Below are 20,746 nucleotides of genomic sequence, written 5' to 3'. Positions count from 1 at the left end.
TTTTTGCCTGCGATAAACTGCCGCATGCAAGCGCGGCCTTCATTACCAAAGTTTAACCCCGCAGCCAGCGCGCGGTAAGGCGGCGGCCCCCATCTTGGGGATCGTAAGGTGCTGCCGACCGGCACCAAGTGGATTTCAAGGCCCTGGAGACCTCCGCATGACTGACCGTCCCGATCTCACGAACCTTCCGTCCTTCCGGCAGCCCCGCCGCTCGGTTTTCTCGGCCCGCAGAATCGCGCTGATGGCTTCGGTCCTCGCCGGTCTCGGGATCGCCGTCCACGGCTTCAGCCCATCGACCTCGCCTGCCGACCTGTTCTCAAGCCCGGCGCACGCGCAGGTCAACAACGAGGTCAAGAAGGTCGAACGTCCGATCGGTTTCGCCGATATCGTCGAGCGCGTGAAGCCGTCGGTGATCTCGGTGAAGGTCAACATCAAGGAAAAGACCGCCAGCAATGACAGCGGCGACGACGAGTCCTCGCCGTTCCAGCCGGGCTCGCCGATGGAACGCTTCTTCCGCCGCTTCGGTGGGCCGGATGGCTTCCCGGGCCTGAAGGGTGGTCGTGGCCGCGTCGTGCAGGGCCAGGGCTCCGGCTTCTTCATCTCGGCCGACGGCTATGCCGTGACCAACAACCACGTGGTCGACAGCGCCGACAAGGTCGAAGTCACGACCGACGACGGCAAGACCTACACCGCCAAAGTGATCGGCACCGACCAGCGTACCGACCTCGCTCTGATCAAGGTCGAGGGCGGCTCCAACTTCCCGTTCGCCAAGCTTGCCGACGGCAAGCCGCGGATCGGCGACTGGGTGCTCGCGGTCGGCAACCCCTTCGGACTCGGTGGCACCGTGACGGCCGGCATCGTCTCGGCGAGCGGCCGCGACATCGGCAACGGTCCGTATGACGATTTCATCCAGATCGACGCGCCCGTGAACAAGGGCAATTCCGGCGGTCCGGCCTTCAACACCGACGGCGAGGTGATGGGCGTCAACACCGCGATCTACTCGCCCTCCGGCGGTAGCGTCGGCATCGCGTTCTCGATTCCCGCGAACACCGTGAAGAGCGTGGTTGCCCAGCTCAAGGACAAGGGTTCGGTCAGCCGCGGTTGGATCGGCGTGCAGATCCAGCCGGTGACGTCCGACATCGCCGACAGCCTCGGCATGAAGAAGGCCGAAGGCGCGCTGGTGGCGGAGCCGCAGGCGAACGGTCCGGCCGCCAAGGCCGGCATCGAGTCCGGCGACGTGATCACCTCGGTCAACGGCGAATCCGTCAAGGACGCCCGCGAACTCGCTCGCACCATCGGCGGCATGGCGCCCGGCGCGACCGTGAAGCTCAACGTGCTGCACAAGGGGCAGGACAAGGTCGTGAACCTCACGCTCGGTCAGCTGCCCAACACGGTCGAGGCCAAGGCCGACACCGATAACGACAGCGGCAAGAGCGCGAGCAAGGGCACCGACGTGCCGAAGCTCGGCATGACGGTGGCGCCCGCCAATTCCGTCGCCGGCGCCGGCAAGGACGGCGTCGTGGTCACCGAGGTCGATCCGAAGAGCGCTGCGGCCGAACGCGGCTTCAAGGAAGGTGACGTGATTCTCGAAGTCGGCGGCAAGAGCGTGAGCACCGCCGGCGATGTCCGCGAGGCCATCAACGCGGCGAAGACCGACAACAAGAACAGCGTGCTGATGCGCGTGAAGAGCGGCGGCCAGTCGCGCTTCGTCGCCGTGCCCCTCGCCAAGGGGGTAGGGCCCAGGAGGCTTGCGAGACAAGGGTGTCGCCGGCATCAGTCGCCCCGCCGACGGCGCCTTCCCGGGAGCGGAGCAACGCTCCCCCATGTCTACCTTCCGGTGGAATTACGCCCCCCTCCGTCGGAAGGCCTAGGGCGGTGAAGTCCCCCCAGCTTCACCGCCCGCCTTTTTCTCGATGCCGGAGTCGCTCGGCTTGCATGCGATCGCCGCTCGGGCCATGTTTAGAGAAGGTTGACCTCCTTGACCGCCCCCGAACGCACGATGCGCCTCCTCATCATCGAAGACGACCGCGAATCCGCCGACTATCTCGTGAAGGCGTTTCGCGAGGTCGGACACATTGCCGACCACGCCGCCGACGGCGAGGAAGGCCTCGCCATGGCCGAGAACGGTGATTACGACGTGCTGGTGGTCGACCGCATGCTGCCCAAGCGCGACGGCCTGTCGCTGATCGGCGCGCTTCGCGACAAGGGCGACTCGACGCCGGTGCTGATTCTCTCCGCCCTCGGTCAGGTCGACGACCGCATCAAGGGGCTGCGCGCCGGTGGCGACGACTATCTGCCAAAGCCCTATTCCTTCGCCGAGCTGCTGGCGCGCGTCGAGGTGCTGTCACGCCGCCGCGGCGGTCCGGCCGAGGATACGCTTTACCGTGTCGGCGATCTCGAGCTTGACCGGCTTTCGCATCGCGTCGCTCGCGGCAAGGACGAGCTGACGCTTCAACCGCGCGAGTTCCGCCTGCTCGAATATTTGATGAAGCATGCCGGACAGGTGGTGACGCGCACCATGCTGCTGGAGAACGTCTGGGACTACCATTTCGATCCACAGACCAACGTGATCGACGTGCACATTTCGCGGCTGCGCTCCAAGATCGACAAGGGCTTTGAGCGGCCGCTGCTGCACACCATCCGCGGCGCCGGGTACATGATCCGTGACGGCATTCGGTAAACTCGTCCGCACCACGGCATTCCGGCTGACGCTGGTCTACCTGTTTTTGTTTGCGATTTTCGCGGCGTCGCTGCTCGCCTATTTCGCCTGGAATACACGGCGCCTCATCACCGAGGAGATCACGCAGACGGTCAACGCCGAGACCTCGGAAATCTCGGAGATCTACGGCCGCCGGGGCATGTTCGGCCTCGTGCGCACGATCGAGTACCGCGCGCTGCGGCCGGGCGCCAATCTCTATCTCGTGACGACCCCGACGGGCCAGGCGATCGCTGGGAACGTTGGCTCGCTGGCGCCGGGCGTGATGGCGACGCGCGGCTGGACCGAGACCGCCTATCGGCGGATCGAGGAGGCGGATGATCGCGATCACCGCGCGCTGGTACGCGTCACCGAGCTCGAGAACGGTTTCCGGCTCTTGATCGGCCGCGACCTTGCCGAGCGGCGGCGCTTGTTCAGCATCGTCGCCAAGGCCGCGCAATGGTCGATCCTGATCGTCGTGGTGCTCGGCCTCGGTGGCGGCATCTTCGTCGCCCGCAGGGTGTTGACGCGGATCGACGCGATGTCCGGCACCGCGCATCGCATCATGATCGGCGACCTCAGCGAGCGCCTGCCGGTCGGGCGCAGCGGCGACGAGCTCGATCGCCTCGCCGAAAACCTCAACGCCATGCTGGAGCAGATCGAGGCGCTGATGGCGGGGCTGAAGGAAGTCTCCGACAACATTGCCCACGATCTCAAGACCCCGCTGACGCGCCTGCGCAACCGCGCCGAGGAGGCGCTGGCGAAATCGGGCAGCGAGGGCGACTACCGCGCCGCGCTGGAACGCACCATCGAGGAATCCGACGGCCTGATCCGCACCTTCAATGCGCTGCTGATGATCGCGCGCGCGGAATCCGGGCAGGCGCGCGGCAACATGGATGATTTCGACGCCGCCGATGTCGCGGGCGGCATCCACGAACTCTACGAGCCGTTGGCCGAAGACGACGGCATGACCTTGAAGGTCAAGAGCCAGCCCGCGCCGATTCACGGCAATCGCGAACTCATCAGTCAGGCGCTCGCCAATCTGGTCGAGAACGCCATCAAATACGGCAAGCCGGCGGCGCAGACGGCCGGAACGGTGGTCAGCCTGGATAGCCGGCAGATCACGATCGAGGCAAGGCGCGAGGGCGATCAGGTGCTGCTCAGCGTCACCGATCGCGGCCCGGGAATTCCCGAGGGCGACCGCAAGCACGTCGTCGAGCGATTCGTGCGGCTCGAGGCGAGCCGTACGCTGCCCGGTTCCGGCCTCGGCCTCAGCCTCGCATCGGCGGTTGCCACATTGCACGGCGGTGAATTGCGGCTGGGCGATGCCCAGCCCGGCCTCGTTGCCACATTGGTGCTGCCGGCCCGCGCGGGCGCCGGCGACAGGGTTGCTCCGCCAATACCGGATGTGCCACAGAAGGTGGCATGAACCACTCCGCGCCGGGAAACGCGGACAAGCATGGTGAGAGCCTGGCGGCGCGCTTCGCGGAGGCTCCCCATATTGCCGCTTCCGTAACCGACGAAACACGCTTTGAAAATTGGCTGGCCGAGCTCGAGCCGGCACAATCGGCCCGTCTTCAAGCGCTGCTGGTTCATCGCTTCGCGCGGGATATCCTGGCCGGCATTGCGGAATTCTCGCCCTATCTTTTCGAGCTGGTTCGCGCCGATCCGCAGCGTCTGATCCGGCTGCTTGAATCCGATCCGGATGCGCATCTGGCCGCGCTGATCGCAGAGGCGAGGGGCGCGGTGCTCGCAGCGAGCGACGAGGCCGAAGTGATGCGGCTGCTCCGCCGCATGAAGGCGGAGGCAGCGCTTCTGATCGCGCTGTGCGACATCGGCGGAGTCTGGCCGGTGATGCGGGTGACGGCGGCACTGACTGACATTGCCGTATCCTCGGTGCAGGCCGCGCTCCGATATTTGCTGCGGCAGGAAGCCGCACGCGGCAAGCTCATACCTCCTGACCCCGAGGCGCCGGAGAGGGTTGCGGCCTGATCGTGCTCGCGATGGGCAAGATGGGTGCGGGCGAGCTGAACTATTCCAGCGACATCGACCTGATCGTGTTCTTCGATCCTGATAACACGACACTGGCGCCCGACATCGAGCCGCAGCCGTTCTTCGTCCGGGTGACGCAAGCGATGGCGCGCATTCTCCAGCAGCGCACCTATGACGGCTATGTCTTCCGAATCGATCTGCGCCTGCGCCCCGATCCGTCCTCGACCCAGGTCGCGATCTCCCGCGACGCGGCGCTGCACTATTACGAGCGGGAAGGGCGCACCTGGGAGCGCGCCGCGATGATCAAGGCGCATGCCTGTGCCGGCGATCCCAGGGCGGGCGAAGCGCTGCTCGCCGAAATCTCCCCCTTCGTCTGGCGTAAGCATCTCGACTTCGCCGCGCTCGCCGACGTCCACGACATGAAGCGGCAGATGCAGACCTATCGCGGTCAGAGCGAGATCGCAGTCGAAGGCCACAACGTCAAGGTCGGCCGCGGCGGCATCCGCGAGATTGAGTTTTTCGCGCAGACGCAGCAGCTGATCGCCGGCGGGCGCCATCCGGAGCTGCGGGTGCGGCCGACGCTCATCGCACTCGACGTGCTCGCCGCCAGCAACTGGATCACCTTTGAAGCGCGCGAGGAATTGACCAGGGCCTATGAATTCCTCCGCCGGGTCGAGCACCGGCTCCAGATGATCGCCGACGAGCAGACCCATGCCTTGCCCGACGACAAGCAGGCGGTCGAGCGCTTCGCCCGGTTCTTCGGCTACGAGAACCGCGAGACTTTCGCCCGTGACCTGTTGCGCCAGCTTGAAATCGTGCAGGGGCATTACGAAAAGCTGTTCGAGGGCGACGACCCGGCCGGAACGGCAAGTCTGCCGGCCCTCGACTACCGGGCCGGGGGCGATGATCCGCGCCTGCTCCAGCACCTCGCGGCGCTCGGATTCAAGAAGCCCGCTGCCGTCGCGCAGACCGTGCGCGAGTGGATCAGCGGCGACTATCGCGTGTTCCGCAACGAGCAGACGCGCAGCGCCTTCGTCGAGTTCGTGCCGGCGCTGATTGACGGCCTGGCGCATGCCGAAGAGCCCGACCGCGCGGTCGTGGCTTTCGATCATTTCCTCAGCGCGCTTCAACGTGGTGGTCGATTGATCACGCTGCTCGGCCAGAACCGCGATCTCGTCGCGCTGGTGGCCCTGGTGTTGGGCGCCGCCCCCCGGCTTGGCGAGATGCTGGCGCGGCAGCCGCAGCTCATGGACGGTTTGATCGATCCGCGCTTCTTCGGCGCGATGCCGGACCGGCAGGAATTGTCGGTGCGGCTGGCGGCCACGGTCCAGGACGCAGGCTCCTACGAGGAATTTCTCGATCGTTTGCGTCTGTTCGGCCAAGAGAGCCTGTTCCTGATCGGCACCCGCATCCTCTCTGGCACCGTCTCGGCGCAACAGGCAAGCACGGCCTTTGCCGATGTTGCCGAAGGCATCGTCCATACCGTGCATGGGCTGGTCGCCGATCGCTTCGCCGCCCAGCACGGGCGGATCAAGAGGCAGGAGACCGCGATCATCGCCATGGGCCGGCTCGGCGGCCGCGAGATGACCGCGTCCTCCGATCTCGACCTGATCCTGCTTTATGATTTCGATAGCGACGATCCGGACTCCGACGGGCCGAAGTCGCTCCAGGGCGCGCATTATTTTGCCCGCCTTACCCAGCGCCTGATCAGTGCCTTCACCACGCGCACCAATTACGGCGTGCTCTACGAGATCGACATGCGGCTGCGCCCGTCGGGGCGAGCCGGTCCGGTGGCGTCAAGCCTCGTCTCGTTCGCGGACTACCAGGCCAACGAGGCCTGGACCTGGGAGCACATGGCGCTGACGCGTGCGCGCGTGGTGTCGGCGTCCCCGAATTCCGCGAGCGCATCGAACAGATCATCCGCGAGGTCCTGACCCGCCGCCGCGACCCGTTGGTCATCGCCACCGACGTCGCCGACATGCGGCGCGCGATCGCGCAGGAGAAGGGCGAGACCGACCATTGGGATCTCAAATATGCCGCCGGCGGCATGGTCGATATCGACTTCATCGCGCAATATCTGCAGCTCGTGCACGCGCACGAGAAGCCGGGGATTCTCGACGTCAGCACGGTGCAGGTGCTGGAGAATGCTGCCAGGCTCGGCCTGCTGCCGCACTCGGAAGCTGAGATCCTGCGCGCGGCTGCGCGGCTCTATCACGATCTGACGCAGATCCTGCGGCTCTGTGTCAGCGACCGCTTCAAGCCCGATACCGCCGGCATCGACCTTCAGCGCGTCATGGCGCGTGCTGGCGACGCGCCGGATTTCTCCTCGCTGGAGGCACGCGTCAAGGAAACGCAGAGCGACGTGCGGCGGGTGTTCAGCGCGCTTCTGGAAGGGAAATAGCCTGTTTCAACGATGTCAGGGCTTCGAGCACGTTCGGCTCGAGCCCCGCACCGCCGGCATCGAGATGCGCGAAGATCGCGCGCTTCATCCGGGGATCCCAGAATTTCTTGATGTGCTCGGCGATCCCCGGCACGGCCTTGTCGTGGCCCTGGCTGCGGAAGAACGTACCGATCTGGTTGGCCATGTAGATCAAACGGTCAGGCGACATCGGCAACCTCCCTGGCATGGCGCGCGACGATGCGGCTGCCGTGGGTAAACACTTCGAACCCGTCTTGTCGCGCAATCGCGACCAGCGTGATCCCGGCGGCATCCGCGGTGCGGACGGCGAGCGCGGTGGGGGCGGAGACCGCGACCATCACCGGCGCGCCGATCGCGGCGGCCTTCTGCACCATCTCGACCGAGACCCGGCTCGTCAGCAGCACGATGCCGCCGCTTGCAACCGTGCAGCTGCGCGCAAGCGAGCCCGCAAGCTTGTCGAGCGCGTTGTGGCGGCCGACATCCTCGCGCAGCGCGACGATGCCGTGGGCAGGGGACCAGAACGCGGCGGCGTGAACGGCGCGGGTTTGCACGTTGATAGATTGCAGGGGAGCGATCGCCTGCATGGCCGTCATGATCTGCTCGGGCGTGAAGGTCTGCCCCTGCGGCACGGCGGCCGCTGGCCGCACGGCTTCTGCAATCGAGTCGATGCCGCAGATGCCGCAGCCGGTCGGGCCGGCAATGTGGCGCCGGCGCTCGCTGATGCGTCCTGCATCCTCTGAGGCCAGCCACATCCGCAACTCGACGCCATGATCGAGACGGACGACTTCGAGCGACCGGATCTCATCGACCGATTTGACGACGCCTTCGTCCAGGCTGAAGCCGACGGCAAAGTCTTCCAGATTCTGCGGCGTCGCCATCATGACGGCGTAGGTGCCGCCATTGTAGGTCAGCGCGAGCGGGGTCTCCTCAGGGATCAGCCGCGTCCCTTCGGACGCGACGCCGTCGCGAAAAATTTCGCGGTCGATGGGCTGGACCGGCACGTGCATGCGGTTACTCCGCGGCTTCGGCCGACGCGATACGGCGGGAGTGCCGCGCCTGCGCATCGTAGGTCTTTTGCCAATCGGACGGGCCGTTCGAGGGCGAGATCTGCACCGCCGTGACCTTGTATTCGGGGCAGTTGGTCGCCCAGTCCGAATAGTCGGTCGTGATCACATTGGCCTGCGTGTCCGGATGATGGAAGGTGGTGTAGACCACGCCCGGCGCGACCCGGTCGGTGATCTCCGCGCGCAGCGTGGTTTCGCCCGCGCGGCTCTGCAGCCGCACCCAGTCGCGGTCGCGCACGCCGCGCTGCTCGGCGTCGTGCGGATGGATCTCCAGCCGGTCCTCGGCATGCCAGACCACGTTCTCGGTGCGCCTTGTCTGCGCCCCGACATTGTACTGGCTGAGGATGCGTCCCGTCGTGAGCAGCAACGGGAAGCGCGGGCCGGTGCGCTCGTCGGAGGCGATATACTCCGTGACGATGAATTTGCCCTTGCCGCGGACGAAGCCGTCGATGTGCATCACCGGCGTGCCCTCCGGCGCCTTTTCGTTGCAGGGCCACTGCACCGAGCCGAGTTCATCGAGCTTGGCGTAGGAAACCCCAGCGAAGGTCGGCGTCAGCGCCGCGATCTCGTCCATGATCTCGGACGGGTGGCCATAGTTCAACTCGTAGCCCATCGCCTTGGCAAGGCCGATCGTGACCTCCCAGTCCGCCATGCCGTTCTTCGGCGTCATCACCTTGCGCACGCGCTGGATGCGGCGTTCCGCGTTGGTGAAGGTGCCGTCCTTTTCAAGGAAGCTCGAGCCGGGCAGGAACACATGGGCGTAGTTCGCGGTCTCGTTCAGGAACAGGTCGTGCACGATGACGCAGTCCATCGCCGATAGCGCCGCGACCACATGCTTGGTGTTGGGATCGGATTGCAGGATGTCCTCGCCCTGGACGTAGAGCCCCATGAACGTGCCTTCGATCGCGGCATCGAACATGTTGGGAATGCGCAGCCCCGGCTCCGGGTTGAGCTTGACGTTCCACAGCGATTCGAACTGGTCGCGTACGGCATCGCCCGAGATGTGGCGATAGCCGGGCAGCTCGTGCGGAAACGAGCCCATGTCGCAGGAGCCCTGCACGTTGTTCTGGCCGCGCAGCGGGTTCACGCCGACACCGGGACGGCCGATATTGCCTGTTGCCATCGCCAAATTGGCGATCGCGATCACCGTGGTCGAGCCCTGGCTGTGCTCGGTGACGCCGAGGCCGTAATAGATCGCGCCGTTGCCGCCGGTGGCGTAGACGCGGGCGGCTTCGCGCAGATCGTTCGGATCGACCCCGGTCAGGATCGCGGTCGCTTCCGGGCTGTTGTTGGGCTGGGCGACGAAGGCGGCCCATTCCTCGAACTCGCTCCAGTCGCAGCGCTCGCGCACGAAGGCTTCGTTGACGAGGCCTTCGGTGACGATGACATGGGCGATCGCGGTCATCACCGCGACGTTGGTGCCGGGCATCAAGGGTAGGTGCAGCGCCTTCACATGCGGCGATTCCACCATCTCGGTGCGGCGCGGATCGATCACGATCAGCTTGGCGCCCTGGCGCAGCCGTTTCTTCAGGCGCGAAGCGAAGACGGGATGAGCAGACGCCGGATTGGCGCCGATGACCACGACCACGTCGGTCTGCTCGACGGAGTCGAAATCCTGCGTACCGGCCGAGGTGCCGAAGGTGACCGACAGGCCATAGCCGGTCGGCGAATGGCAGACCCGGGCGCAGGTGTCGACATTGTTGTTGCCGAAGCCGGCGCGGATCAGCTTCTGCACCAGATAGGTCTCTTCATTGGTGCAGCGCGACGAGGTGATGCCGCCGATGGCGTCGCGGCCGTATTTTTGCTGGATGCCGCGCATCCTGTCGGCGGCGAACGCGAACGCGTCATCCCATGACACTTCGCGCCAGGGATCCTCGATCCGCTCGCGGATCATCGGCTTGAGGATGCGTTCCTTGTGGTTGGTGTAGCCCCAGGCAAAGCGGCCCTTGACGCAGGAATGGCCGCGATTGGCCTTGCCGTCCTTGTAAGGCACCATGCGCACGACCTCCTCGCCGCGCATTTCCGCCTTGAAGGTGCAGCCGACGCCGCAATAGGCGCAGGTGGTGACCACCGAATGTTCGGGCTGGCCGATCTCGATCACCGACTTTTCCGTCAGCGTCGCGGTCGGGCAGGCCTGCACGCAGGCGCCGCAGGACACGCATTCCGAGCCGAGGAAGCTTTCGCTCATCCCGGGCGAGACGCGGCTGTCGAAGCCGCGGCCCGAGATCGTCAGCGCGAAGGTGCCTTGCACCTCCTCGCAGGCGCGGACGCAGCGCGAGCAGACGATGCACTTCGAAGGATCGTAAGTGAAGTAGGGGTTGGAGTGGTCCTTCGGCATCCAGGCGGCGTTGACCTCGCCATGAGACTTGCCATGGGATTTGGCGAACACATGATTCTCGCCGTCATAGCCGTAGCGGACGTCGCGCAGGCCGACGGCGCCGGCCATGTCCTGCAATTCGCAATCGCCATTGGCGCCACAGGTCAGACAGTCGAGCGGATGGTCGGAGATATAGAGCTCCATCACGCCCTTGCGCAGATTCTTCAGCCGTTCGCTCTGGGTGTGCACGACCAGGCCGTTCATGGCCGGCGTGGTGCAGGAGGCCGGCGTACCGGCGCGGCCCTCGATCTCGACGACGCAGAGGCGGCAGGAGCCGAACGCGTCGACCATGTCGGTGGCGCAGAGCTTCGGGATCTGGTGGCCCGCATCCATCGCGGCACGCATGATCGAAGTGCCCTCGGGCACGCTGACCTCTTTACCGTCGATGGTCAGCGTGACCATCGTTTCCGATGTCGAGCGCGGCGTGCCGAAGTCGAGTTCTTGGATCAGAGACATTGTCGTTCTCCTATTCGGCGGCCTGAAGCGTGGTCGGCACGGGTGCGAAATCTTCCCGGAAATGCTTCAATGCGCTCAGCACGGGGTAGGGCGTGAAGCCGCCGAGCGCGCAGAGCGAGCCGAATTTCATGGTGTTGCAGAGGTCCTCGACGAGCGCGATGTTCTCGCTCACCCGCTCGCCGCGGATGATCTTCTCGATGGTTTCGACGCCGCGAGTCGAGCCGATCCGGCACGGCGTGCACTTGCCGCAGGATTCGACGGCGCAGAACTCCATCGCGAAACGCGCCTGCTTGCGCATGTCGACGCTGTCGTCGAACACGACGATGCCACCGTGGCCGATCAGGCCGTCGCGCGCCGCAAACGCCTCGTAGTCGAACGGCGTGTCGAACAGCGCGCGCGGAAAATAAGCGCCGAGCGGGCCGCCGACCTGCACCGCGCGAACGGGACGGCCGGTCAACGTGCCGCCGCCGATGTCGTCGACGAGCTCGCCGAGCGTCACGCCGAACGCGGTTTCGAACAGCCCGCCCTGGCGGATGTTGCCGGCGAGCTGGATCGGCATCGTGCCGCGCGAACGGCCCATGCCGAAATCGGCATAGGCCTTGGCGCCCTCGGACAGGATGAAGGGGATGGCCGCGAACGACAGCACGTTGTTGATGACGGTCGGCTTGCCGAACAGGCCGTGATGCGCCGGCAGCGGCGGTTTGGCGCGCACGAGGCCACGTCGGCCTTCCAGGCTTTCCAGCAGCGAGGTCTCCTCACCGCAAACGTAGGCGCCGGCGCCGACGCGCACGTCGAGATCGAAGCTGTACGCGGAGCCGCCGATCCTGTCGCCGAGATAGCCGCCGTGCTTTGCAGCCTGGATCGCGGCCTTCATCGCTTCGACCGCGTGCGGATATTCGCTGCGGATGTAGACGTAGCCCTTGGTCGCACCGACGGTGATCGCGGCGATCGTCATGCCCTCGATGACCAGGAAGGGATCGCCTTCCATGATCATGCGGTCCGCGAAAGTGCCACTGTCGCCTTCGTCGGCGTTGCAGACGACGAATTTTCGATCCGCCTTGGTCTGGGCGACCGTCTTCCATTTGACGCCGGTCGGAAAGCCGGCGCCGCCACGGCCGCGCAGGCCGGACGCAGTCACTTCGTTCAGGATCGTGTCCGAGCCGAGCGACAGCGCGCGTTGCAGGCCCTTGTAGCCGCCATGGGCGCGATAATCGTCGAGCGAGCGCGGATTGATCACGCCGCAACGGGCAAAGGTGAGGCGGGTCTGGCGCTTGAGCCAGGGGATTTCGTCGGCGACGCCAAGCCGCAGCGGATGCGGTCGGTTGCTCGCCATCGACTCGAGCACGGAGGCGACATCCTCCGGGGTCACCGGGCCGTAGGCGACGCGGCCCGCAGGGGTCGCCACCTCGACCATCGGCTCCAGCCAGCAAAGTCCGCGCGAGCCGGTCCTGACGATCTCGATCGGGAGGCCGCGCTGCTCCGCGATCTGCTCGAATGCCGTGACGATTTCATTGGCGCCGACCGCGATCGCAGCCGCGTCGCGAGGAACGAATATCCGCATCTTCATCGTTGCGCCTCCGCCAGCAGCGCATCGAGCCGCTTGTCGTCGAGCCGGCCGACGAGGCGACCGTCGAGCATCGCGGACGGCGCGGTCGCGCACAGTCCGAGGCAATAGATCGGCTCCAGCGTGACGCGATCGTCCGCGGTGGTATTGCCGAGCGAGATGCCGAGCTTCGCTTCGGCGCGGGCAGCCAGCATATCCCCGCCCGCGGCCTGACAGGCCTCCGCGCGGCAAAGCTTCAGCACATGGCGGCCGGCCGGCTTGTGCCGGAAATCATGATAGAACGTGAACACGCCATGCACCTCGGCGCGCGACAGATTGAGTGCTTGCGCGACCATGGGAATGGCGGCCTGCGGCACGTAGCCGAATGCCTGCTGAAGCGCATGCAGAATGACCAGCGTCGCGCCCTCCTGGCCGGCTTGGTCGGCGATGATCTCGGCGCCGCGCGTCTCGTCCCAAAGCTCGTAACAGGATCCGTAACAAGGCTCGTCAATCGCTGTCATTGTTCGTTCTCAACCAGGGCGTTTCTTCGCCGCAAACTATTTGGAATCGTTCGAAGATCAATAAAGCTGTCTCATGCTGCGATTGCGGATTCAGATCGATTGACCGGTGCAATCGATCGATATGAAATCGCAATCGTGGCCGATCCGCCGCCCGGTTTTCAGGTGTTGGCATGGGTGAGGCGTGCTAGGTTGTGTGCCACGTCAGAATTCGAGGGGATGCACGGTTGCTCGACAAGCTTGAACTACTGCTGGCGCTGGCGAAGGAGCGGCATTTCGGGCGCGCGGCGGAAGCCTGCGGCGTGACCCAGCCGACCATGTCGACCGGGTTGAAGCAACTTGAGGAAATTCTCGGCGTGATGCTGGTCGAGCGCGGCTCCCGCTTTCAGGGCTTCACGCCCGAAGGCGAGCGGGCGCTGGACTGGGCGCGGCGGATCGTGGGCGACGCCCGGGCGATGCGCCAGGAAATCAATTCGCTGAAGGAAAAGCTGTCCGGCGAGATCCGCATCGCGGCGATCCCGACCGTGCTCGGCATGGTCGCCGCGTTGACGACGCCGTTCCGCGCCAAGCATCCCGATGTGCGTTTCCGCATCCAGTCGACGACCTCATCGGAGGTGCTGGGACTGCTGGAAAATCTCGAGGTCGATGCGGGGCTGACCTATATCGAGAACGAGCCGATCGGCAAGGTGCGCACCATTCCGCTCTACAACGAGAGCTATCGCCTGCTGACCGCGCCGGATGCGATGTTCGGCGATCGCGAGTCCGTGACATGGACCGAGGTCGGGCAGGTGCCGCTGTGCCTGTTGACGCCCGACATGCAGAACCGCCGCATCATCGACCGCGCGCTGCGCTCCGTCGGCGCGGAGGCGACCCCGACCCTGACCTCGAACTCGCTGCTCGTGCTGTACACGCATGTCAAGACCGGGCGCTGGGCGAGCGTGATGCCGGCCAAGCTCGCCGAGACGCTCGGCCTATCCGACAAGGTCCGCTCGATCCCGATCGTCGATCCCGAAGTCAATTACAGCATCGGCCTCGTGATCCCGCAGCGCGATCCGATGACGCCGCTGATCGCGGCCCTGGTCAATGTCGCCCGCGAAGTGGCACCAACGCTGCAATCCTAAAGCGGAACGTGTTTGGTTGAATCGATTGCCGCGGCTCTTTCACCTCTCCCGCTTGCGGGAGAGGTCGGCGCGAAGCGCCGGGTGAGGGCTTTCTCCTCTTGAAGATTGTCCCATTGCGGAACCACCCTCTCTCCGACCCTCTCCCGCAAGCGGGCGAGGGAGCACACCTGCGTCTTTGCAGCGATCGAGCTTCATCTCATCGCGCTCTGGTACCCCCGTTTCTTGAAACGTGAGTCGCGAGCCGATATCAGGATGATCTGAGAGCAAGGGAAGTCCTTCTTTCGCAGAGGATCGCGTATCACTCAGCTATGATTCCGGGTACTAGGCCTCAGGCCGCAGCGGAAATTCCGGCTACCGCCTTGATCGCGTCGCGCGGCAGGGTCACGCGGACGACGGTGCCGACGTCGAGCTTGGAGCGCAGCCGCATCGAGCCGCCGTGGAGTTGGGCCAACGAGCGCGCGATCGCCAGGCCGAGGCCGGAGCCGTGATAGGTCTTGGTGAGCTGGCTCTCGACCTGCTCGAACGGACGCCCCAACCGCGCCAGCGAGTGTTGTGCGATGCCGATGCCGGTGTCGGCGATCATCAGCACGATCCTGTCCTCGAGTTGGCGGCCGCGCACCACGATGCGTCCGCCATCGGGGGTGAACTTCACCGCGTTCGAGAGCAGGTTGACGATGATCTGCTTGGTCGCGCGGCGGTCGGCGACGACCGAGATGGAGGTCTCGATGTCGGCATCGAGCGTCAGGTGCTTGTCGTGGGCGCGGCCGGAGACGACACGCAGGGATTCCGCGAGTGTCTGCGCCAGATCGAGCTCTTCCATGTCGAGCTTCATGCGACCGGCTTCGATCTTGGACATGTCGAGGACGTCGTTGATGACCTCGAGCAGATAGTGGCCGCTGGTCAGGATGTCGTGGCAGTATTCCTGGTACTTCTCCGAGCCCAGCTCGCCGAACATGCCTGAGCCCATGATCTCGGAGAAGCCGATGATCGCATTCAGCGGCGTGCGCAGCTCGTGGCTCATATTGGCGAGGAATTTCGACTTGGTCTGGTTGGCTTCCTCGGCCCGGGTCTTTTCGCGCTGATACTTCTCGGCCAGGTCGGCGAGCTCGTTGGTCTGGCGTTCCAGCGCCGCCTGGGAGCGCTTCAGGTCGATCACGGTGGCGCGCAGGCGCAGATCGTTGTCGACGAGCTTCTGCTCGTGCTCCTTGATGCGGGTGATGTCGGTGCCGACCGAGACGTAGCCGCCGTCCTTGGTGCGGCGCTCGCTGATGTGCAGCCAGCTGCTGTCGTCGAGCTGGGCCTCGAAGGTACGCGCGCCCGGGCCTTGGGTAGCGGTCTCGTTGTGGCGGGTGCGGACCTCCGGCATGCGGCCGACTTCGAGCACGGTTTCATAGGACGTGCCCGGAATGACGGCCGAGTCCGGCAGCTTGTGCAGGCGCTGGAAGTGCGAGTTGCAGAGCACCAGGCGGTCGCTCGCGTCCCACAGCACGAAGGCTTCCGGAATGGTCTCGATCGCGTCGCGCAGGCGCAAATCGGCTTCCACGGTCCTCTCGGCGAGGCTCTTCTGCTCGGTGATGTCGACCGCGATGCCGATCAGGTGCACGCCGGCATCGCCCGACCCGTGCGTCCGCTCGCAGCGGACGCGGAGCCAGATCCAATGGCCGTCGACATGCTGCATGCGGAACGTCTGGTCGATATGGTCGATCTTCTCGGAGATGAGCTGGTCGGCGATCGCGAACAGGTCGATGTCGTCGGACTTCACCAGCGCGTTGACCTCGCCGAAGGTGAGGAGCTCGTTGCGGCCGTCGAGGCCGAGCATCGAAAACATCGATTGCGACCAGAAGATCCGACCGCGCGACAAATCCCAGTCCCAGAGGCCGCAGCGGCCGCGGTTGAGCGCGGTGTCGATGCGGCCGCGCACGGCGTCGTTGATCAGATCGCCTTCGCGGGCCCGGGTCGATTGCCAGTGGAAGGCGAAGCCGAGGATGAGGACGACGAAGCCGGTGGTCGCCGACAGCGTCACCGAGAGCGCGGCGTCCGAACCCCAGATCGGCTCGTTGCGCTCCTGGATCACGGTGACGAGTCCCGGTAGCGACTTGATCGGCCGCGAGGTCGCGAGCGCGGCGTTGCCGTCCGGCAGTGTCATGTTGGAGACGTCATTGTCGCGCGGCGGCGCGGCAAGCAGCTGTGCCGTGGTGATCGCATCGAGCAGATGGTCATTGCCCGAGGGATCGCTGTCGATCGGAATGCGGGCGAGGACGCGGCGTTCGATGCCGGCCGAGGTGACGACAACGTGGCGGCCCGAGACTCTGGCCCGGGACGGGATCATGTCGGACAGCAAGATCGGCAGGTTCTCGATGCTCTTCAGCCGCTCCGCGCGGGACGAGGTGAGGCGGTCGATGCGCTCGGCGAGCAGTTCGGCAAGCATCGAGATGTCGTTCTGGATCACCAGCCGCTTCTGCCGCGTCTGGTCGACGACCTGGACGAAGGCGCCGAGACAGATCGTGATGAGGAAGGCGATGATGAGCGTGGGCACGGCGCGGCGCAGCGCCGGCTCCGCGATCAGGAGCCTATGATAGGCAGGTTTCGCGATCGATTGCGCCAATCCTTTGATCGAATCGGATTGGACGCACGCGTTCGCGGCGTCTGCGCGCGCCATGCCTTCGGCCCCCTGAAAACCTGCTTGCAATACTTGTCCGAAAGCAGCCCCACATCGCTTTCGAGATCACAGCGATTTGAATCCAGTTTGCGCAGGCTGTCGAGAGTCAACGAAACGTTAACGCGAAATAATTCTTATCCAATGAAGACTTCGCACGCGCATTATCCGTACGACTACGTTTGCGATGAGTCCGAAACGAGAACGTGTGACTCGTCGCACCTTCTGCATCATGCGCGCGGCGGCTCGGCGTGGCTGATGACGCGCTTCACGCTTGGAAAAGCGCGGCGCAGCGCGCGCTCGATCGCGTCGACATGCTCGTGCACCTTGATCACGCTCATCGACGGCGCGGCGCGGCAGTGGAAATTTACGATCTCGCCGGCATCGGTGTTGCGCACGCGCACATTATGAATGTCGTGGATCTCGCTGCCGGCGGCGTATTCGGTGAGTGCTGTTGCGATGGTTTGCACCCGTTCCGGCCCGGCATCGACGCCGAACGGCAGTTCCGGTTCCAAGGGCTCGATATGGACGTCGACCTCGACGTCCGCGCCGAACTCTTCCTGGATGTTGCGCTCCAGCGTGTTGGCAACCTCATGGGCGGCATCGAGCTGCATCTCTGCGCCGACCTCGAGGTCGATGCTGACGATCAGCTTGCCGCCCGAGTCTTGAATCGTACCCAACTCGTGTACCGTGACGTGGTGAACGGCGAGGCCCGAATTATGCGCGATCACCATGATGCGATCGCGCACGGTCTCGTTGTCGCGCGCGACCGGCACGGCAGTGAAGGTGAGGTCGGCATCGCCGAACGCCTTGTCCACGGCTGCTTGCGCCTTGCGCTTGATCTCCTCGACGCGGTCGATCGGATAGGTCCGCGGCACCTTTACGATGGCGTCGATGAAGGTGGTCGCGCCGACCATGCGCACCCGCAGCCGCTCGACGTCGATCACGCCGGGCACGCCGCCGATCGCGGCCGTGGCCTTCTCCTGTGCGCCCTCCGGTGCGCGATCGACCAGCGTCTGCACCGTCGAGCCCGCCATGCGCAGGCCGAGAGCCGCGATCATCACGGCGACGGCCGCGGCTGCCGCGGCGTCGCCCCACCAGAAGCCGAGGGCGGCGAGGATCAGACCGATGATCACGGCGAACGAGCCCATGACGTCGGAGGCGAAATGCAGGGCGTCTGCGGCCAGCGCCTGGCTCCGTGTCTCTCGTGCTGCACGGTGCAGCGCGCGGGCGCGCCAGAGATTGACCAGAATGTCGATCACCAGCACGACGAACGGCACGGCCGAGATCGTCGGTGGCGGGGTTCCCTCGCGCAACCGGCTATAGGCCTCAACCAGGATGCCGCCGGCCAGCACGTAGAGCAGGGCGGTGACCCCGAGGGCCGAGATGCTTTCCAGCTTGCCGTGGCCGTAATGATGCTCGTCGTCCGCCGGCTTGTCCGAGACCCGCACCACCGCCCAGGTGATGATGGTCGCGACCAGGTCGACCGAGGAGTGCAGGGCCTCGGAGATCAGCGCCAGTGAGCCGATCGCGACGCCGACCACGAATTTGGCCGCCGCCATGCCGCCGCTGGCAAGGATTGAGACTGCCGCGACCGATGTCTTGCTGTGCTGTGCGCTCATGGCGGGGATTTAGCAGTCCCCGGGTGAACATCAAGCGATGATCCACAGGCGTAGTCGCGAGTGATTTGCAGGAGCGGGACTGTCGTTGGTGTCATTTCTGGTGGTCAAGGACAGGTCTCGTAGGGTGGGCAAAGCTAGCGTGCCCACCGCAAACCGTTGATCAGGAGACACTGTTGGTGGGCACGGCGCTACGCGCCTTTGCCCACCCTACAACACCGCCCCGGAACGACCGCTACGGCATGGTCACCACAATCTTCCCCAGATGCTTGTTCGCCTCCATGTGCTCGAACGCCTTGTCGATGTCGGCGAATGCGAACACCTTGTCGATCGGCAGTTGCAGCTTGCGCGACTCGACCGCGCCCCAGATGTCCTTGCGGACCTCCTCGAAGATCTCGCGGACCTCTTCGATGGTGCGGGTGCGGAAGGTCACGCCGATATAGCTGATGCGGCGCGCCGCATGCAGGTCGAAGTTGAAGTCGGCATGGGTGCCGCCGAGCCGGCCGACATTGACGATGCGGCCCTTGATCCTGCTCGCGGCAAGGTTCTGGTTGGCGACTTTGCCGGAGACCTGGTCGACGATGAGGTCGACGCCTTCGCCGTTGGTCACTTTCAGCACCTCGTCGACCCATTTGGGGTCGGTGGAGTCGACGGCGAGGTCGGCGCCATATTCCGTGAGTCGGCCGCGGCGATAGGCATCGGTCGAGGAGCCGATCACAAGTCTGGCGCCCTTGAGCTTGGCGATCTGCATCGCCATCAGGCCGACCCCGGAGCTCGCGCCCTGGACCAGCACGGCTTGCCCCGGCTGCACGCCGCCCACAGTGACGACCGCGTTGTGCATGGTCGCAAGCGCGACGGGGAGGGTGGCGGCCTCCTCGAAATTCATGTTCGAGGGCGCGCGGAACAGCCGGCCGTGGTCGGCCAGCGTGTATTCGGCGAACGCCGCGCCGCCCGAGCCCATGATGCGGTCGCCGATCTTGACGCCCTTCGCGTCGGACCCGAGCTCGGCGACTTCGCCAGCCCATTCCATGCCGAGCACGGTGCCGGCGCCGCCGGCCGCGCCATGGGCGTGGCCCTTGCGCATGCCGGTATCGGCGCGGTTCAGCCCGCAGGCGCGGACCCGGACCAGCACCTGCGTGCCTTTAGGCGTTGGTTGAGCGACGTCGGAAATCTGAGCGCCGTCAAAGCCGTAGACATAAGCCTTCATGAATTGCTCTCGCTTGTTGCAGTGATTATTCCGCCGCTTCGCGTTGTGGATGAACGATCATTGCCTCGAGCCGGCTGCGGATGATGGCTTCCGCCTCGCGCACGATGCGGGAGATCAGCTCGCCGCAGCTCGGGATGTCGTGGATCAGGCCCTGCACCTGGCCGGCTGACCAGATGCCTTCGTCCGAATTGCCGGTGGCGTAGACCATCTTGCCGCGGGCGCCGGCGACGAGTTCGCGGATGGTCGAGATCTCGTTCCGGGCGACCCGCGAGGTGTTGCGCATGGTGCGGAAGATCAGCTCGGTCTCGCGCTCGTCGTTGGCGACGATCTTCTCCTTGATGAGCTGGTGGATCGGGCTCTCCTTGGTGGCCATGAAGCGTGTCCCCATGTTGATGCCCTCGGCGCCGAGCGCCAGCGCGGCGACGAGGCCGCGGGCGTCGGCAAAGCCGCCCGAGGCGATCATCGGGATCTTGACCTTGTGGGCGGCGGCCGGGATCAGGATCAGGCCGGGGGTGTCGTCCTCGCCTGGGTGGCCGGCGCATTCGAAACCGTCGATCGAGATGGCGTCGACCCCCATGCGCTCGGCGGAGAGCGCGTGGCGGACGCTGGTGCATTTGTGCACGACCTTGACGCCGTTCTTTTTGAATTCGTCGACATGCTCCTGCGGCTTGTTGCCGGCGGTTTCGACCACTGTGATACCGCTCTCGATGATGGCGGCGCGATATTCGGCGTAAGGCGGCGGCTTGATCGCGGGCAGGATGGTGAGATTGACGCCAAACGGCTTGTCGGTGAGGTCGCGGCAGCGCGCGATTTCCCTGGTGAGGTCCTCCGGCGTCGGTTGAGTCAGCGCCGTGATGAAGCCGAGCGCGCCGGCATTGGCAACGGCGGCGACCAGCTCGGCGCGCCCGACCCATTGCATGCCGCCCTGGACGATCGGGTGCTCGACGCCGACGAGTTTCGTGAACCGTGTCTGCAACATGCTCTGTTTCCCCCGCCCGCGTGGCCCGCAGGCTGTGTTATCGCTGATCACGGCAGGATGCCGCCCGGGTCGGGAAAAGTCTATTGCAGGGGCGTGCGGT

12 protein-coding genes and 2 pseudogenes are annotated in these 20,746 nt (G+C 65.4%); 5 read left to right on the top strand and 9 right to left on the bottom strand.

The window, feature by feature from the left end; all coding sequences use genetic code 11:
• Window positions 1–157: 157 nt before the first annotated feature.
• The 4 genes and pseudogenes from AB8Z38_RS11230 to AB8Z38_RS11215 all read left to right on the top strand — a co-directional run.
• Window positions 158–1,732, top strand: a pseudogene (locus AB8Z38_RS11230) (Do family serine endopeptidase); the annotation flags it as partial.
• Between the two features lie 267 nt (window positions 1,733–1,999).
• Window positions 2,000–2,680 carry a response regulator transcription factor gene (locus AB8Z38_RS11225; RefSeq protein WP_282518800.1) on the top strand — a complete coding sequence of 227 codons (681 nt, stop codon included), beginning with the start codon at window positions 2,000–2,002 and terminating at the stop codon, window positions 2,678–2,680.
• Window positions 2,664–4,124, top strand: coding sequence for a sensor histidine kinase (locus AB8Z38_RS11220; protein WP_369725050.1), 1,461 nt, complete (start codon window positions 2,664–2,666; stop codon window positions 4,122–4,124). The genes AB8Z38_RS11225 and AB8Z38_RS11220 overlap by 17 nt, the downstream gene beginning before the upstream one ends.
• A pseudogene (locus AB8Z38_RS11215) lies at window positions 4,121–7,088 on the top strand (bifunctional [glutamine synthetase] adenylyltransferase/[glutamine synthetase]-adenylyl-L-tyrosine phosphorylase). Before AB8Z38_RS11220 ends, AB8Z38_RS11215 begins: the two are co-directional and overlap by 4 nt.
• Here AB8Z38_RS11215 and AB8Z38_RS11210 read toward each other — a convergent pair.
• The 5 genes from AB8Z38_RS11210 to AB8Z38_RS11190 are packed head-to-tail and all read right to left on the bottom strand — an operon-like array spanning window position 7,063 to window position 13,067.
• Window positions 7,063–7,296, bottom strand: coding sequence for a formate dehydrogenase subunit delta (locus AB8Z38_RS11210; RefSeq protein ID WP_354222341.1), 234 nt, complete (start codon window positions 7,294–7,296; stop codon window positions 7,063–7,065). The pseudogene AB8Z38_RS11215 and the gene AB8Z38_RS11210 overlap by 26 nt on opposite strands.
• Window positions 7,286–8,113: a formate dehydrogenase accessory sulfurtransferase FdhD gene (gene fdhD, locus AB8Z38_RS11205; protein ID WP_369725048.1), complete on the bottom strand. Its 828-nt coding sequence runs from the start codon at window positions 8,111–8,113 to the stop codon at window positions 7,286–7,288. The genes AB8Z38_RS11210 and fdhD overlap by 11 nt, the downstream gene beginning before the upstream one ends.
• A gap of 4 nt (window positions 8,114–8,117) precedes the next feature.
• Complete coding sequence (gene fdhF, locus AB8Z38_RS11200; RefSeq protein WP_369725047.1) at window positions 8,118–11,003, bottom strand: formate dehydrogenase subunit alpha; 2,886 nt, start codon at window positions 11,001–11,003, stop codon at window positions 8,118–8,120.
• Window positions 11,004–11,013: 10 nt separating this feature from the next.
• The gene (locus AB8Z38_RS11195) at window positions 11,014–12,570 is read right to left on the bottom strand and encodes a formate dehydrogenase beta subunit (protein WP_369725046.1); all 1,557 of its coding nucleotides are present in this window, start codon (window positions 12,568–12,570) and stop codon (window positions 11,014–11,016) included.
• Window positions 12,567–13,067, bottom strand: coding sequence for a formate dehydrogenase subunit gamma (locus AB8Z38_RS11190; protein ID WP_369725044.1), 501 nt, complete (start codon window positions 13,065–13,067; stop codon window positions 12,567–12,569). The genes AB8Z38_RS11195 and AB8Z38_RS11190 overlap by 4 nt, the downstream gene beginning before the upstream one ends.
• A gap of 224 nt (window positions 13,068–13,291) precedes the next feature.
• Between AB8Z38_RS11190 and AB8Z38_RS11185 the strand changes: the two genes are divergently transcribed.
• Entirely contained in the window at window positions 13,292–14,185 is an 894-nt protein-coding gene (locus tag AB8Z38_RS11185; protein WP_369725042.1) for a LysR family transcriptional regulator, read from the top strand.
• A 328-nt stretch (window positions 14,186–14,513) separates the two neighbouring features.
• Here AB8Z38_RS11185 and AB8Z38_RS11180 read toward each other — a convergent pair whose 3' ends face one another.
• The 4 genes from AB8Z38_RS11180 to AB8Z38_RS11165 all read right to left on the bottom strand — a co-directional run bounded on the left by AB8Z38_RS11180 (window position 14,514) and on the right by AB8Z38_RS11165 (window position 20,646).
• Complete coding sequence (locus tag AB8Z38_RS11180) at window positions 14,514–16,844, bottom strand: PAS domain-containing sensor histidine kinase (protein ID WP_369725041.1); 2,331 nt, start codon at window positions 16,842–16,844, stop codon at window positions 14,514–14,516.
• A gap of 227 nt (window positions 16,845–17,071) precedes the next feature.
• A complete protein-coding gene (locus AB8Z38_RS11175; RefSeq protein WP_369725039.1) occupies window positions 17,072–18,463 on the bottom strand; it encodes a cation diffusion facilitator family transporter in 1,392 nt (463 codons plus the stop codon).
• A gap of 232 nt (window positions 18,464–18,695) precedes the next feature.
• On the bottom strand, window positions 18,696–19,667 hold the full coding sequence (locus tag AB8Z38_RS11170; protein WP_369725037.1) for a zinc-binding alcohol dehydrogenase family protein: 972 nt from the start codon (window positions 19,665–19,667) through the stop codon (window positions 18,696–18,698).
• 25 nt (window positions 19,668–19,692) lie between these two features.
• Complete coding sequence (locus AB8Z38_RS11165; RefSeq protein ID WP_369725035.1) at window positions 19,693–20,646, bottom strand: NAD(P)H-dependent flavin oxidoreductase; 954 nt, start codon at window positions 20,644–20,646, stop codon at window positions 19,693–19,695.
• Window positions 20,647–20,746 lie beyond the last annotated feature (100 nt).

Origin of the sequence: Bradyrhizobium sp. LLZ17 (assembly GCF_041200145.1) — a bacterium.
Classification (GTDB): Bacteria; Pseudomonadota; Alphaproteobacteria; order Rhizobiales; family Xanthobacteraceae; genus Bradyrhizobium.
This window is presented reverse-complemented; position numbering and strand designations above follow the sequence as displayed.

Coding starts and splice junctions, on each gene's coding strand:
- AB8Z38_RS11225 (WP_282518800.1), top strand. CDS start 2,000: ATGCGCCTCCTCATCATCGAAGACGACCGCGAATCCGCCGACTATCTC.
- AB8Z38_RS11210 (WP_354222341.1), bottom strand. CDS start 7,296: ATGTCGCCTGACCGTTTGATCTACATGGCCAACCAGATCGGTACGTTC.
- fdhD (WP_369725048.1), bottom strand. CDS start 8,113: ATGCACGTGCCGGTCCAGCCCATCGACCGCGAAATTTTTCGCGACGGC.
- fdhF (WP_369725047.1), bottom strand. CDS start 11,003: ATGTCTCTGATCCAAGAACTCGACTTCGGCACGCCGCGCTCGACATCG.
- AB8Z38_RS11195 (WP_369725046.1), bottom strand. CDS start 12,570: ATGAAGATGCGGATATTCGTTCCTCGCGACGCGGCTGCGATCGCGGTC.
- AB8Z38_RS11190 (WP_369725044.1), bottom strand. CDS start 13,067: ATGACAGCGATTGACGAGCCTTGTTACGGATCCTGTTACGAGCTTTGG.
- AB8Z38_RS11180 (WP_369725041.1), bottom strand. CDS start 16,844: ATGGCGCGCGCAGACGCCGCGAACGCGTGCGTCCAATCCGATTCGATC.
- AB8Z38_RS11175 (WP_369725039.1), bottom strand. CDS start 18,463: ATGAGCGCACAGCACAGCAAGACATCGGTCGCGGCAGTCTCAATCCTT.
- AB8Z38_RS11170 (WP_369725037.1), bottom strand. CDS start 19,667: ATGAAGGCTTATGTCTACGGCTTTGACGGCGCTCAGATTTCCGACGTC.
- AB8Z38_RS11165 (WP_369725035.1), bottom strand. CDS start 20,646: ATGTTGCAGACACGGTTCACGAAACTCGTCGGCGTCGAGCACCCGATC.